We start from the raw sequence: 13,971 nt of genomic DNA, 5'->3' as shown, positions 1-13,971 counted from the left end.
CAGAGAGCGGCGCCGTCGATCACCGAAGGGCGGTCGACGATCAGGTCTGCTTGTGGGGCAGTCATGCGGATTGAATTTAGCGAGGCAAATGCAAAAATGCACGGCAGGAGGGCTCCTCGCCCGATCCCGCCGTGCCGCTATGTCCAAATATATCCTGCCACAAAACGGGCATATGGTTCGTGTTTGTGGAGTGTGTCACAGGGTTGAAACCTGGACGAAATTCCACCCGTTTAGCTCCGCAAAAACCGGGCAGAAGAACTCAGGTAACCCATCCACTGAAAAGTAATTCGGAATTGCTTTGAATTCAGGCCCCGGTAACACCGTCGACGCGCTCCACCGCCCGCCGGGCCCCCTCCGGCTCCCGGTCCCAGCCGCCAAGCCCTTCCGGCTTCCGACCCCAGCCGCCAAGCCCTTCCGGCTTCAGGTTCCGACCGGCCGGTCCCGCCGACTCCCGGTCCCAACCGCACAAGCCCACCGGCTCCCGGTTCCCACCGCCCGAGCCCGCCGACTCCCGGTCCCAACCGCACAAGCCCACCGGCTCCCGGTCCCCACCGCCCGAGCCCGCCGACTCCCGGTCCCAACCGCACAAGCCCACCGGCTCCCGGTCCCCACCGCCCGGGCCCACCGACTCCCGGTCCCAACCGCACAAGCCCACCGGCTCCCGGTCCCCACCGCCCGGGCCCACCGACTCCCGGTCCCAACCGCACAAGCCCACCGACTCCCGGTCCCCACCGCCCGAGCCCTCCGACTCCCGGTCCCAACCGCACAAGCCCACCGACTCCCGGTCCCAACCGCACAAGCCCACCGGCTTCCGGTTCCCGCCGCCCGAGCCCGCCGACTCCCGGTCCCAACCGCACAAGCCCACCGGCTCCCGACCGCAACCACTCGGCCCCTCCGGCTCCCGACCCCGGCCGCCCGGCCTCTCCCGCTTTCTGAGGGGGTGTCGTGAGTCTTGCGCCGCGGGCCGTGCTCGTGCATCGCACCACGGAGTACGAGGAGTTGGTCGCCCGGCACGGTACGCACGGGCAGGCCGCCTTCTTCCTGGCCTCCCGGGGCCGGGACATCGCGGAGGTCTCCGAGCGCCACCGCCGGGCCCGCCGGGCCCTGGCCGAGGTGACCTCCGCGATCCCGCTGGCCTGGCGCCGGACCCAGGTCGAACGGTCCGACCTGGACCGCTTCCTGTTCGCCCCCGAGGACGTGGTCGTGGTGGTCGGCCAGGACGGGCTGGTCGCGAACGTGGCCAAGTACCTGGACGGCCAGCCGGTGGTCGGCATCGACGCCGACCCCGGCCGCAACCCGGGGGTGCTGGTACGGCACCGGGCGGAGCAGGCGCCGGTACTGCTGGCCTCCGTCGGAAGCACCGGCGCCGACGAGCTGACGATGGTCGAGGCGGTCGCCGACGACACCCAGCGGCTCGTGGCGCTCAACGAGATCTACCTCGGTACCGCCGGTCATCAGACCGCCCGATACCGCCTGGGCCTCGAGGACGACGGGGGTGCCGTCGAGGCCCAGGCCTCCTCCGGGGTGCTGGTGGGCACCGGCACCGGGGCCACCGGCTGGCTGCGCTCCCTGTGGCAGGAGCGCGGCGCCCGGCTGACGCTGCCCGCGCCCACCGAGGACCGCCTGCTGTGGTTCGTCCGGGAGGCCTGGCCGTCGCCGGCGACCGGGACCTCCCTGGTCGCCGGCGAGCTGACCGCCGCCTCGGCCCTGACTCTCACCGTCGAGTCGGACCGCCTGATCGCCTTCGGCGACGGCATCGAGACCGACGCCCTGGAGCTGACCTGGGGCCAGACGGTCCGCGTCGGCACCTGCGCCCGCCGCCTCCGGCTGGTCGGCTGACCCCCCTCACAGCCGGGGGTCGACCGGCTCGGACTCCAGGGCGAGCACCGCGAACACCGCCTCGTGCACCCGCCACAGCGGCTCGCCGTCCGCGAGGCGGTCCAGGGCCTCCAGGCCCAGGGCGTACTCGCGGATCGCCAGCGACCGCTTGTGGTTGAGGGACCGCTTGCGCAGCCGGGTGAGGTTCTCCCGGCGGGTGTACTCGGGGCCGTAGACGATCCGCAGGTACTCACGGCCCCGGCACTTGATGCCGGGCTGGACCAGCCGCCCGTCCGGGCCCCGTACGACCGCCCCGACCGGCTTGACGACCATGCCCTCGCCGCCCCGCCCGGTCATCTCCAGCCACCAGTCGACGCCGGCCCGCACCGACTCCGGGTCGCCGGTGTCGACGTGGAGCCGGCGGGTGGTGCCCAGCAGACCGCTCGGGTCGTGCTCGACCAGCCGGTCCAGGAGGGCCAGTTGCTCGTCGTGCGGGAGCGCGGCGAGGCTGCGGCCCTGCACCGCGAGGAGCTGGAAGGGTGCCAGACGCACCCCGTCCAGTCCCTCGGTGGGCCAGCAGTAACGGCGGTACGCGTCGGTGAACGCGCCCGCCGCCATGGCGCGTTCACGCTGCCGGGCGCGCAGGCCGGTCACGTCGACGCCACGCTCCGCCGCGCTCCGCAGGGCGGCCAGGGCGCTCGGGAACACCGCGCCGGAGGCGGCGCCCACGGCGGCGTACTGGGTGCGCAGCAGCCCGTCGGCCTTCACCGACCAGGGCAGCAGCTCGGCGTCGAGCAGCAGCCAGTCGGTGGCGAGTTCGTCCCAGAGGCCGGCCGCGTCGACGGCCGCGCGGATCCGCCCGAGCACCTCCTCGGTCACCGTCTCGTCGTCGAAGAACGGGCGTCCGGTGCGGGTGTAGAGGGAGCCGGTGGGGCCGTGGGCGACACCGAAGCGCTTGTGCGCGGTCTCCGCGTCCCGGCAGACCAGCGCCACCGCCCGCGAGCCCATGTGCTTCTCCTCGCACACCACCCGGGCGACGCCGTCCCGCGCGTACTGCGCGAACGCCTCCGCCGGGTGCTCCAGGTAGTCGTCGAGGTGGCTGGTGGCGGTCGGCGCCATGGTCGGCGGCAGGTAGGGCAGCAGACGCGGGTCGACCGCGAAGCGGCTCATCACCTCCAGGGCGGCCGCCGCGTTCTCCTCGCGGACCGCGATCCGGCCCTGGTGCCGGGTCTCGACCGTGCGCCGGCCCCGCACGTCCGCGAGGTCCAGCGGCCGGCCGTCCTGGCCGCCGGGTGCCTCGGGGCGCAGCGGCCGGGCCGGCTCGTACCAGACCCGCTCGGCCGGTACGTCGACCAGCTCCCGCTCCGGCCAGCGCAGCGCGGTCAGCTTGCCGCCGAAGACCGCCCCGGTGTCCAGGCAGACGGTGTTGTTGAGCCAGGTGGCCTCCGGGACCGGGGTGTGGCCGTAGACGACGGCGGCGCGGCCCCGGTAGTCCTCGGCCCACGGGTAGCGCACCGGCAGCCCGTACTCGTCGGTCTCGCCGGTGGTGTCGCCGTACAGCGCGTGCGAGCGGACCCGGCCGGAGGTGCGGCCGTGGTACTTCTCGGGCAGCCCGGCGTGGCAGACGACCAGCCGGCCGCCGTCGAGGACGTAGTGGCTGACGAGCCCGTCGATGAACTCCCGTACCTGCCGGATGAACTCCTCGCTCTCGCCTGCCATCTGCTCGACGGTCTCGGCGAGTCCGTGGGTGTGCTGGACCTTGTGGCCCTTGAGATACCGCCCGAACTTGTTCTCGTGGTTGCCGGGCACGCACAGGGCGTGGCCCGACCTCACCATGGACATCACCCGGCGCAGCACGCCCGGGCTGTCCGGGCCGCGGTCGACCAGGTCGCCGACGAAGACCGCGGTACGGCCCTCGGGGTGCACCCCGTCCCGGTAGCCCAACTTGGCCAGCAGGGCCTCCAGTTCGTGGGCGCAGCCGTGGATGTCGCCGACGATGTCGAAGGGTCCGGTCAGGTGGGTCAGGTCGTTGTACCGCTTCTCGGTGACGACGGCCGCCGACTCGATCTCCTCGACACCGCGCAGGACGTGCACCTTGCGGAAGCCCTCGCGCTCCAGGTGGCGTACCGAGCGCCGCAGTTCGCGGATGTGGCGCTGGACGACCCGGCGCGGCAGGTCGGCCCGGTCGCTGCGGGCCGCGTTGCGCTCGACGCACACCTCCTCGGGCACGTCGAGGACGATGGCGACCGGCAGCACGTCGTACTGCCTGGCCAGGTCGATCAGCCGGCTGCGGGAGTCCTGCTGCACGCTGGTGGCGTCCACGACCGTGCGGCGGCCGGCCGCCAGGCGTTTGCCCGCGATGTAGTGCAGGACGTCGAAGGCGTCCGCCGACGCGCTCTGGTCGTTCTCGTCGTCGGAGACCAGTCCCCGGCAGAAGTCGGAGGAGATCACCTCGGTCGGCTTGAAATGGCGGCGCGCGAAGGTGGACTTGCCGGATCCGGAGGCGCCGACGAGGACGACCAGGGAGAGGTCGGTGACGGGCAGGACCCGTCCGTTCGTCTGCTCGGTCATGCTGCCTTCGCCTCCTTCGCGACGAGTGTGAACACGGCCATCTGGGTGGGCGGGCCGACCTCGGGGTCGTCCGGCCCGACCGGTGTGAACCCGACCTCGTACCCGTGGCGTCCTGCGACCCGGTGGGCCCACGTCCGGAACTCCTCGCGGGTCCACTCGAAGCGGTGGTCGCCGTGCCTGCGGTGTCCGGCGGGGAGGGTCTCCCAGCGGACGTTGTACTCGACGTTCGGGGTGGTCACGAGGACCGTGCGGGGGCGGGCGGCGCCGAACACCGCGTACTCCAGGGCGGGCAGCCTGGGCAGGTCGAGGTGCTCGATCACCTCGCTCAGCACGGCGGCGTCGTACCCCTTGAGCCGGTTGTCGGTGTAGGCCAGCGAGCCGTGCAGAAGCCTGACCCGGGAGGCCTGCCGCTCGCCCATGCGGTCCAGCTTCAGCCGCCGGGAGGCGATGGTGAGCGCCCGCATCGACACGTCGACGCCGACGATCTCGGTGAACGACGGGTCCTTCAGCAGCGCCTGCGCCAACTGGCCCTGGCCGCAGCCGAGGTCGAGGACGCGGGCGGCGCCGGAGCGCTTCAGCGCGTCCAGGACGGCCTCGCGCCGCCGCACGGCGAGCGGGGTCGGCCGCTCCTCGGTCTCCGTCTCCTCTTCGACCGCGTTGTCGATCTCCTCGACCTCGCTGTCGTCGGTCTCGGCGAGCCGCACCAGTTCCAGCCGTTCCATCGCCTGCCGGGTCAGCGCCCAGCGGCGGGACAGGTAGCGGCTGGTGATGAGCTGCTGCTCCGGGTGGCCGGGCAGCCAGCCCTCACCGGCCCGCAGCAGCTTGTCGACCTCCTCGGAGGTCACCCAGTAGTGCTTGGCGTCGTCGAGGACCGGGAGCAGGACGTAGAGGTGGCGCAGCGCCTGCGCGAGTGTGAGCGCGTCGGACTCCAGGACCAGCGCCACGTACCGCGAGTCGCCCCACTCCGGGAACGCGCTGTCCAGGGCGACGGGGTCGGCGGTGACCGTCCAGCCGAGCGGCTCGAAGAGGCGCCGTACCAGGCCGGGGCCGCCGCGGGCGGGCAGCGCGGGGACCTCCACGCGCAACGGCCGCGGCCGGGCCGGGGCTTCGGGAAGGGCGCGGCACACGCCGCGCACCGCGCTGGAGAAGACGTTGCCGATCGCCACCGCGAGCAGTGAGGAGGCCGCGTACGGGCGGTCGTTGACGTACTGCGCGAGCGCCGCGTCGGGTGCGCCACCACGTCCCTTGCCCTTGCCGCGCCGGACCAGCGCGACCGCGTCGACCTCCAGGAGCAGCGCCGCCGTGCAGCGCCGGGCGTCCGCCTCCGGGTAGAAGACGTGCGCGGTGCCGTAGGAGGTCGAGAACTGCTGTGCGCTGTCGGGGTGCTTGTGGAGCAGGTACCCGAGGTCGGTCGCGGGGCGGTCGGGGGTGCCGGTGGTGGTGATCGTCAGGAACACGGTGGGTCGCCTCGAAAAGGGTCAGAAAGGAGCGTGAAAGCGCTGGTCGTGCGCCTGTCCGCGGTTCCAACGTACCTATGTTCGCGGTGCGGTACGCGGGAATTTCCCCGTGCTATCGGCCGGCTCTTCTCCAGGCGCCGACGCCGAGCCGTCCCGTGGTGCCGAGGTCCAGGCCCGGCGCGACCGTCACGGGCGCGGCCCCCGGCTCGGCGAGGACGCGGACGTAGGGCACGTTCACCGGGGTGCCGGCCAGTGTCGTGTCGCGCCAGATCAGGGCGGAGAGGGCGCTCTGGCCGGGTTTCAGGGTGAGCGGGGCCGGCGGGTCGTCGAAGCCGGTCCCGGCGGCGATGGCGGTGCCGCCGTGCAGGACGCGCACGCCGTGGACGGGCTCGCGGTTCTCGTCCAGCAGGGTCAGCCGCGGATAGCCGTCGAGGGCGTGGTCGTGTCTCCCACAGTTCTCCAGATGCAGTCCGACGATCCGCAGGCCCGTCGCGGCATCGCCGTCGTCGGCCCACAGCCGCAGGCCGGACGCGGGACAGGGGCCCGTCCGGGCCGGCGCCTCGGCGGTGGGGACCTTGCTGACCTTCTCGATCCGCACCCGGGTCACCGGGGAGGCGCCGGGGGTGGGTACACCCAGGTCGACGGTGCCGCTCCTGCTGCGGCCGGGACCGACCCCGCTCACGGTCACCTCCTTGTCGTCCATGACCGCGCCGGTGTCCGTGGTGAAGGCGAAGAGCACGGTGTAGGTCATGGCCTCGGTGCCGTCGTTGCTGACGCGGTAGGCCGCGGAGATGCCGGAGTCGCCGGGCAGCCGGTCCGCGTGCACCCGGCCCGGGGTGGCCGACGGGGCCGGGGAGGCGGACGGGAGGGTGACCGAGGTGATCCGGACACCGTCCACCGGGGGGTCGGTGACGGTGGCGCGGGGTGCCGGAACGGCCGCTCCGGCACCGCCGTCCCGGTCCGCGTGGACCGCGCCGCACGCGGTGGCCAGCAGGAGCAGGACGGCACCGGGGACGAGGAGACGGGGGTGGGGTCTGCGCATCCGGCCACCTCATCAGGGCGGACGGCGGGCGACTGTGGCGGAAGCCATAGCTCCGGTCACAGCCCTGTCACAGCCGGCCGGACGCGCGGGCCCCGGCCCGTCACGACAGCTGGGACTGGACCTGGGCGGAGATCAGTTCCAGGTGGTCCAGGTCGGACAGGTCGAGGATCTGGAGGTAGATGCGTTCGGAGCCGATCTCGGCGTAGCGGCCGATCTTCTCGACGACCTCGGCGGGGGTGCCGGCCAGACCGTTCGTCTTCAGCTCGTCGACCTCACGGCCGATCACGGCGGCCCGGCGGGCCACTTCCTGGTCGTCCTTGCCGACGCAGACCACGAGGGCGTTGGAGTAGGTCAGGTCGTCACCCTTGCGGCCGGCGGTCTCGACGGCGGTGCGGACCCGGCCGAACTGCGCCTTGCTGTCCTGCACCGACGCGAACGGCATGTTGAACTCGTCGGCGTAGCGGGCGGTCAGCCGGGGGGTGCGGGTGGCGCCGTGGCCGCCGATCAGCACCGGGATCCGGGCCTGGGCGGGCTTGGGCAGCGCGGGCGAGCCGGTCAGGTCGTAGTGGGTGCCGTGGAAGTCGAAGGTCTCACCGAGCTCGGTCTCCCAGAGTCCGGTGACGATCGCCAGCTGCTCCTCCAGGCGGCCGAACTTCTCCTTCGGGAAGGGGATGCCGTACGCCTTGTGCTCCTCCTCGAACCAGCCCGCGCCGAGGCCCAGTTCGACCCGGCCGCCGGACATCTGGTCGACCTGGGCGACCTGGATGGCGAGCACGCCGGGCAGCCGGAAGGTGGCCGCGGTCATGAGCGTGCCGAGCCGGATCCGCTTGGTCTCGCGGGCGAGCCCGGCGAGGGTGATCCAGGCGTCGGTGGGGCCGGGCAGCCCGTCGACGTCGCCCATCTTCAGATAGTGGTCGGACCGGAAGAAGGCGTCGAAGCCCAGGTCCTCGGTGGCCTTGGCGACGGCGAGGAGGGTGTCGTAGCTCGCGCCCTGCTGGGGCTCGGTGAAGATGCGAAGGTCCATGAGTCCATCCTGCACGGCCCCGGCACCGCCCACCGCACCGGCACCACCCGTCACGCACGTCCCCCTCTAGTGGGGGGCGGGTCGGGTCGGTACGGCCCTAGCCGTCACGGACCTCCTCCCGTGCCGCCAGTTTGCGGAGCATCTCCAGGACCCGGTCGCGGGACTCGTCGGCCGCGTCGATGGCCTCCATGCACTGCCAGTACGTCGTCTCGTCGGCCGCGGCGCTGGCCATGCCGACCAGCGTGATGCCGACCTCGCCGAGGAGGCCGCCGAGGCTCAGCAGGGTCTGGCGGGCGTCGGCCAGTTCGGTGAGCTGGGCGGCGCGCAGGGTGCCGGGGTCCAGGTCGGGGGTGGTGAGGACACCGCAGCCCCGGCCCGCCAGCTCCGTCAGGCCGAGGGCCTCGCCGCGCAGTTCGGGCGGGCCGGAGACGGCCAGCCGGCTGCCGATCGCCTGGGCCAGGGCCTGCGCCTGCCACACCTCGGTCATCAGTTCCGCCACGCCCGCGCCGTGCGCCAGCGCCCGTCTGCTCGCCATGATGAGCCGCGTCGCGTCCATCCGTCGCCCCGTCCCCGTCGGTCCGAACTGCCATGCCGCACTCAGTAGTTCACTACCCAGAGTGAGGGTCCCCGAGACGTGAAGCCAGAGGAAGACGGAAATCTGTGGACAACAATTCGGATTCAGGCGGGACTTTGACTACGGAACGTTAAGATTCGGGGCGCCCTTCGCCGGACCCGTGCGTGTCAGGCGGGCGGGAAGCGCTTCTCGTTGCGCTCGATCTTGGCGGCCAGCGCGGCCAGCGGGTCGATGTCCAGCACGTCGCAGAGCTGGAGCAGGTAGGAGAGGACGTCGGCGACCTCGTCCGTGACCCGGTGCGCGGTGCCGGGGTCGGCCATCACCCGGGCGGACTCCTCCGGGGTCAGCCACTGGAAGATCTCGACCAGTTCGGAGGCCTCCACGCTGAGGGCCGCCGCCAGGTTCTTGGGGGTGTGGTACTGCCGCCAGTCGCGGGCGGCGGCGAACTCGGCCAGCCGCTGCTGGAGTTTCGCCACGTCGAGGGGTTCGTCGGTCACACGTCCAGGTGTACCACCGTGATCGCCCCGGCTCCGTCCGCCCACGAGGCGTCGCTCACCGCGCCGACGAACCGGATGTGACCGCGCTCCCCCATCAGGACGGCCGTGCGCAGGAGTTCGGCGCGCTGACGGGGGTCGAGGCAGCGGTCGAAGCCGTCGGCGAGGACGGTGAGGCCGCGCATGGCGTCGGGGACCTCGCCGGGCGCGTCGACCTCCAGGACGCCGGGGCCGGTGAAGAGGACCAGGGCGAGGGCGAGATAGCGCAGTTCGCCGTCGCCGAGCCGGGCCAGCTCCGTACGGTGGCCGTCGCCGCGGTCGAGCAGCGCCCGCACGGTGCCGTCGCCGAGCGGCTCGGCGAGCAGGTCGGTCACCGGTCCCGCGCAGCCGGTGCGCACGGCGTCGACGAGGAGCCCGTGGCGCCGGCCGCATTCGGCGCGGGTGCGCCACAGCACGTCGGCGAGGTTGTCGCAGCCGCGCAGCAGCCGGCCGGAGCCGGTCAGGACGGGGCCGCGCATGTCCTCGGGCCGCGGGTCGCAGGGGAACACCGACCGCAGGGCGACGACCATCTGCTCGGCGGCGGCCAGGACCTGCCGCTGGCCGTCCGTCTTCCCGGCGACGCGCAGCGGCAGCAGTGCGGTGCCGAGGCGGTCGTCGGGCAGCGGGGCCCGGGTCACCGGAGCGCTGCCCGCGGTGTGCCACGCGGCCTGGACGGCCCGGCGGCCGGGATCCCGCAGGGCGGTCTCCAGCAGCACCAGGCCGCCTGCGGTCAGCCGCTCGCCCACCACGCGCAGTTCGGGTTCGGCCTGTACGGCGACGTCGAGCCGTACCGGTCCCTCGGCGCCGTCCGCCGTGCAGCCGATCCGGAACCCGCGGCGCCGCTGCGCGTCGGGCCGGGCCCGCTGCGGTACGAGGGCGCCCGGATCCGGGAACACCTCGGCGAGCGGGGCGCCGCCGCCGAGCCGCGCGAGGGCCTCGTACGCGGCGAGCACCGCGCTCTTCCCGCTTCCGCTGGGCCCGGCGAGGAGGGTGACCTGCCCGACCGGAAAGGCGGCGCCACGGTGGCGGCCGAACGCGGAGAGCCGGAGCTCGGTGACCCGGGGGCGCGGATCGCGGCGCGGGACACCGGCCGGCGGCGCGGACGGAACGGAGGAAGCGAGAGACGCGGAGGGGACGGACGCGGAGGGGGCGGGAGACGCGGAGGGGGCGGACGCGGAGGGGGCGGGAGACGCGGAGGGGGCGGCCATACGCGGACCGTAGGACTCCGGCGGCCAGCCGAACCGTTCCGTCCGCCGCCCCTTCCTCCGATCGGGCGACACCGCACTCAGCCGCCCGTGCACCCACCCCGCACGGCCGACGCGGTGCGCGGGCCGACGCCGCGCTCACACCGGCCCGGTGCACACGCCGACGCCGCGCTCACACCGGCCCGGTGCTCGCGTCCGCGGCGAGCCACCGCTCAGCCGCCGGAGGCGCCCGCGTCCTGCATCAGGCCGCTCACCTCGGTGCCGGGCGGGGTGAGCAGGAAGACGTTGCGGTCCACCCGGTGCATTCCGCTGGCCAGCCCGAAGACCACGCCCGTACTGAAGTCGAGGACGCGCTTGGCGACCTCCGTCTCCGCGCCGGTCAGGTCGAGCAGCACCGGTATCCCGGCCATCAGCGTCTCCGCGACCTCGCGGGCGTCGGCGAAGACGTTGACCCGCAGGACGACGAAGCGGCGGCGCGTCTCGGTCTCGGCGTCCGGCAGCGCGCGGTGGCCCACGGCCGAAGGCCAGGCGTCCCGGCCCCGCAGCGGCACCACCTGGGCGAGCCCCTCCCACTGTTCATCGGTGACGTCATAACGGCTCACCGGCTCCCCCTGACCTGACTCGCATTTGATGCCTGCACCAGCCAATTCTTACGCCAAGTCACCCGTTCGGCCCAACAGCGACACGAAGCGCGAGCGATGACGGGCGTCACATCACCACAGATGTACGGATCTTCGTACGATTCCGCCGATTGCGCCGCATTGGAGGCCTCTTACTGGCCTCACACCCGACTCTTCACCGCCCGCAACGCCCCGCTCACCGCCCGCCGTTACCGTCCGGTCCGTGCACTTGGCAGAAACACAGCAGGTGGCACCCGGCCGGCGGACACAGTCGGCGGTGTCCGCCGCTCCGGGGGGCGCCGGAGCCCCAGCACCATGGCACCGCGTTCTGACCCTCCTCGCCGACATCGGTCTCTTCATCGGCACCCGTTCGATCTGGGCGCAGGCGGCGACGCACCATCTGGTCCTGGCTGCCCTGATCTCGGTCTGCTACGTCTCGATCCTGGTCACCGGCGTCCTGACGCTGACGGTCCGCAGGACCCGTTCGCTGGCCCGCCTGGACCTGGTGGTCCTGGTCACCGCGGTGGTCCTCGCCGGGTGCGGCTGGGCGCTGAACCACGGCGGCGGTGACGAGGGCGCCCTGACCACGCAGGCCGCGCGGGAACTCGTCGCCGGTCACGCCGTGTACGGACAGCCCTGGCCGTGGCTGTTCCACGGCACGGGCATCGCCCTCACGCCGACGATAAGCGGCGGCTACGACTACACGTACGGCTATCCCCCGCTCGCCACCCTGCTGACCGCCCCGCTGCTGTGGCTCGGGCATCACGGCGCCCCGGCGACGGCCGTGTGCACGGGCGCCCTGATCGCCGGCACGGTCACCCTGTGGCGGATGCTCCCGGTGCCGTGGCGGTCCGCGGCCACGCTGTCCTGCCTGGGCTTCGGGTTCCTGTCGACGTACGCCCGGGTCGGCTACCCGGCGGTCATCGCCCTGGCGCTGCTGGTCCCGGTGGTGGTGCGGTGGCCGCGGATCGGGCTGGGCGGCCGGCTGGGCGCGCCCGGGATCGCCCGGGCCGCGTGCCTCGGGGCGGCCTGCGCCGCGCAGCAACTGCCGTGGTTCCTCACGCCGTTCCTGCTGGCCGGGCTCTACGCGGTGCGGCGCGGGGAGCTGGGCGGCCGGGCCGCCGCGCTGGTCGTGCTGCGCGTCGCCGGTGTGGCCGGAGCCGTCTGGCTGCTGATCAACACCTATTTCATCGTGTCCGATCCGGGCCGCTGGCTGCGCGGGATCGCGCTGCCGCTGATCCAGGGCGCCGTGGTGCACGGACAGGGCCTGGTGGACGTCACGCTGTACTACACGGACGGCAGCGACCGGATCGACTGGTACTCGCACGCGAGCCTGCTGTTCGCGGCGGCCCTGCTGGCCCTGTTCGTGCTGTTCGTACGCCGGCTCGGGCCGGCCGCGACCGTGCTGCCCTGGCTGGCCTTCTTCCTGGCGACCCGCTCCCAGGACGGTTACTACCTGCTGATGACCCCGCTGTGGCTGGCGGCGGCGGTCACCGCTCCGCTCTCGGAGTTCGAGCACGCCTGGCAGCCGCGCCCGGGCCCGCTGACCGGCCCCCGCCGCCGCCCGGCACTGGCCGTCACGGTCGTGCTGCTGCTCGCCCCGGCGCTGGTGAGCGCGGCGCTCGCGGTGACCGGCAGGCCGCCGCTGCGGATGGAGATCACCGCGCTGCGGCGGACCGGGCACCGGTCCGCGGTGGTCAGGGCGATGACGCTGAAGGTGGTCAACACCGGCGGCGTGCCGCTCACCCCGCACTACACCCTCACCACCGGCCAGGGCATGAGCATGTACTGGCTGCTGGTGAGGGGGCCGGCGACGATCCCCGGGCACGGCACGGCGAGCGTCGAACTCCGTCCGCCGGACGGCCGGTTCGGCATCCCCGCCAAGGCGGGCACCCGGATCCGGCTGCGCGCCTTCACGGCGGACCCGCAGACGCTGTCGAGCCGGGACGTCGAGCTCCGCAGGACGCCCGGGTAGGCCGCCGCGCCGGGGGGGGGTCAGGCCGCCGCGCGGGTGAAGCGGAGGGTGGCGGCCACCGTGGTCGGACCGCCCATCATGCGCATCTGGTTGAAGGTGACGCCGAACTCCTCGCGCACCACCTGGAACTCGGTCTCCAGGGTCAGCCCCTCGGCGTCGGCCGAGACCAGCTTCGCGGTGACCTTCTGGGGCCGGCTGACGCCCCGGACGGTCAGCTGGCCGTCGACCTGCACGGTGTCGCCCGCGCCCCGCTGCGCGCCACGCACCGCGAAGGTGATCTCCGGGTGGTTGTCCGCGTCGAAGAAGTCGGCCGAGCGCAGGTGGTCGTCGCGCTTCTTGTTCTTGGTGTCCAGCGTGGCCGCGTCGATCACCAGCGCCCCGGTGGCGGTGCCGTCGGCGGCCACCTCACCGCGGCCGCTGACGCCCGTGAAGGTGCCCTTGACGGTGACCAGACCCCAGAAGGACTTGTGCCGGACGGCGACGGCGGAGGCGGTCGGGTCGAGCTGCCAAAGGCCGGTTTCCACGGTGACGGGCATGGCCGTACTCCGATCAATCGATGGTTCAAATTTGGATGACCTCACGCTAGCCCAATATTCAAATTTGGACAACAGGTAGACTCGACGGCATGGCCGCCTCTCAGGAAGACCCCGCCGAGCTGCCCGAATGCCCGTCCCTCGCCGGCGGTGGGCTGCTCCCCGCCGAGTTGCGCGCCTGGATGCTGCTGCTGGCCGCGACGGGCGCCGTGGAGCAGCGGCTGCGCTCGGTCGTGAAAGAGACGCTGGACATCTCGCACGACGAGTTCCTGATCCTGTGCCTGCTGGCGGAGCAGCCCCGCGAGGGCCTGCGCATGACCCGGATCGCCGAACTCCTGGGCCGCCCCAAGACCCGCCTCACCTACCAGATCGCCTGCCTCCAGCACGCCGGGCTGGTCACCCGCCAGTCCGTCTGCGGCGACAAGCGGGGCATCGAGGTCGCGCTCACCGACAAGGCCCGCCGGCACCTCCAGGACGCCTCCGCCGCCCTCGCCGAGACGGTCGGGCAGGCGGTCGGCCATGTCATCGGGCCGGAGCAGCGCGAGGCACTGTGCGCGCTGATCCCGGAGCTCGCCGTCGACACGCCCTGACGGTACGAATCCGGCCGTTCCACCCCCGG

General features: G+C 73.0%; 12 protein-coding genes. 3 read left to right on the top strand and 9 right to left on the bottom strand.

Going from position 1 to position 13,971, the window contains the following annotated elements; translation table 11 throughout:
- The first annotated feature begins 945 nt into the window (after nucleotides 1-945).
- The gene (locus tag MB828_RS13730; RefSeq protein WP_301648387.1) at nucleotides 946-1,839 is read left to right on the top strand and encodes a hypothetical protein; all 894 of its coding nucleotides are present in this window, start codon (nucleotides 946-948) and stop codon (nucleotides 1,837-1,839) included.
- 6 nt (nucleotides 1,840-1,845) lie between these two features.
- Here the strand turns inward: MB828_RS13730 and MB828_RS13725 are convergent, their stop codons facing one another.
- The 8 genes from MB828_RS13725 to MB828_RS13690 all read right to left on the bottom strand — a co-directional run bounded on the left by MB828_RS13725 (nucleotide 1,846) and on the right by MB828_RS13690 (nucleotide 10,826).
- Entirely contained in the window at nucleotides 1,846-4,389 is a 2,544-nt protein-coding gene (locus MB828_RS13725; RefSeq protein ID WP_301648386.1) for a polynucleotide kinase-phosphatase, read from the bottom strand.
- On the bottom strand, nucleotides 4,386-5,846 hold the full coding sequence (locus tag MB828_RS13720; protein ID WP_301648385.1) for a 3' terminal RNA ribose 2'-O-methyltransferase Hen1: 1,461 nt from the start codon (nucleotides 5,844-5,846) through the stop codon (nucleotides 4,386-4,388). The genes MB828_RS13725 and MB828_RS13720 overlap by 4 nt, the downstream gene beginning before the upstream one ends.
- 112 nt (nucleotides 5,847-5,958) lie before the next feature.
- Nucleotides 5,959-6,888 (bottom strand): DUF4232 domain-containing protein, encoded by a 930-nt coding sequence (locus tag MB828_RS13715; protein ID WP_301648384.1) that lies wholly within the window; start codon nucleotides 6,886-6,888, stop codon nucleotides 5,959-5,961.
- Nucleotides 6,889-6,988: 100 nt separating this feature from the next.
- The gene (locus tag MB828_RS13710; RefSeq protein ID WP_046728576.1) at nucleotides 6,989-7,912 is read right to left on the bottom strand and encodes an LLM class F420-dependent oxidoreductase; all 924 of its coding nucleotides are present in this window, start codon (nucleotides 7,910-7,912) and stop codon (nucleotides 6,989-6,991) included.
- 97 nt (nucleotides 7,913-8,009) lie between these two features.
- The gene (locus tag MB828_RS13705) at nucleotides 8,010-8,468 is read right to left on the bottom strand and encodes a DUF6099 family protein (RefSeq protein ID WP_207920987.1); all 459 of its coding nucleotides are present in this window, start codon (nucleotides 8,466-8,468) and stop codon (nucleotides 8,010-8,012) included.
- A gap of 185 nt (nucleotides 8,469-8,653) precedes the next feature.
- Nucleotides 8,654-8,983, bottom strand: a complete 330-nt coding sequence (locus tag MB828_RS13700; protein ID WP_133029151.1) for a nucleotide pyrophosphohydrolase — start codon at nucleotides 8,981-8,983, stop codon at nucleotides 8,654-8,656.
- Nucleotides 8,980-10,227: an ATP-binding protein gene (locus MB828_RS13695; RefSeq protein ID WP_301648383.1), complete on the bottom strand. Its 1,248-nt coding sequence runs from the start codon at nucleotides 10,225-10,227 to the stop codon at nucleotides 8,980-8,982. Before MB828_RS13695 ends, MB828_RS13700 begins: the two co-directional genes overlap by 4 nt.
- A gap of 209 nt (nucleotides 10,228-10,436) precedes the next feature.
- Nucleotides 10,437-10,826, bottom strand: a complete 390-nt coding sequence (locus tag MB828_RS13690; RefSeq protein WP_046728573.1) for a cell division protein SepF — start codon at nucleotides 10,824-10,826, stop codon at nucleotides 10,437-10,439.
- 241 nt (nucleotides 10,827-11,067) lie between these two features.
- Here MB828_RS13690 and MB828_RS13685 point away from each other — a divergent pair, with 241 nt between their 5' ends.
- Nucleotides 11,068-12,819 carry a hypothetical protein gene (locus MB828_RS13685; protein ID WP_430381375.1) on the top strand — a complete coding sequence of 584 codons (1,752 nt, stop codon included), beginning with the start codon at nucleotides 11,068-11,070 and terminating at the stop codon, nucleotides 12,817-12,819.
- Between the two features lie 20 nt (nucleotides 12,820-12,839).
- Here MB828_RS13685 and MB828_RS13680 read toward each other — a convergent pair whose 3' ends face one another.
- Nucleotides 12,840-13,355, bottom strand: a complete 516-nt coding sequence (locus MB828_RS13680; protein WP_301648382.1) for a YceI family protein — start codon at nucleotides 13,353-13,355, stop codon at nucleotides 12,840-12,842.
- A gap of 89 nt (nucleotides 13,356-13,444) precedes the next feature.
- Between MB828_RS13680 and MB828_RS13675 the strand changes: the two genes are divergently transcribed.
- A complete protein-coding gene (locus MB828_RS13675; protein ID WP_301648381.1) occupies nucleotides 13,445-13,942 on the top strand; it encodes a MarR family winged helix-turn-helix transcriptional regulator in 498 nt (165 codons plus the stop codon).
- The last annotated feature ends 29 nt before the right edge of the window (nucleotides 13,943-13,971 follow it).

Origin of the sequence: Streptomyces arenae, from assembly GCF_022343545.1 — a bacterium.
GTDB lineage: Bacteria > Actinomycetota > Actinomycetes > Streptomycetales > Streptomycetaceae > Streptomyces > Streptomyces humi.
Note: the sequence above shows the minus strand (reverse complement) of the source record. Positions and strands in the feature narration are given on the sequence as shown.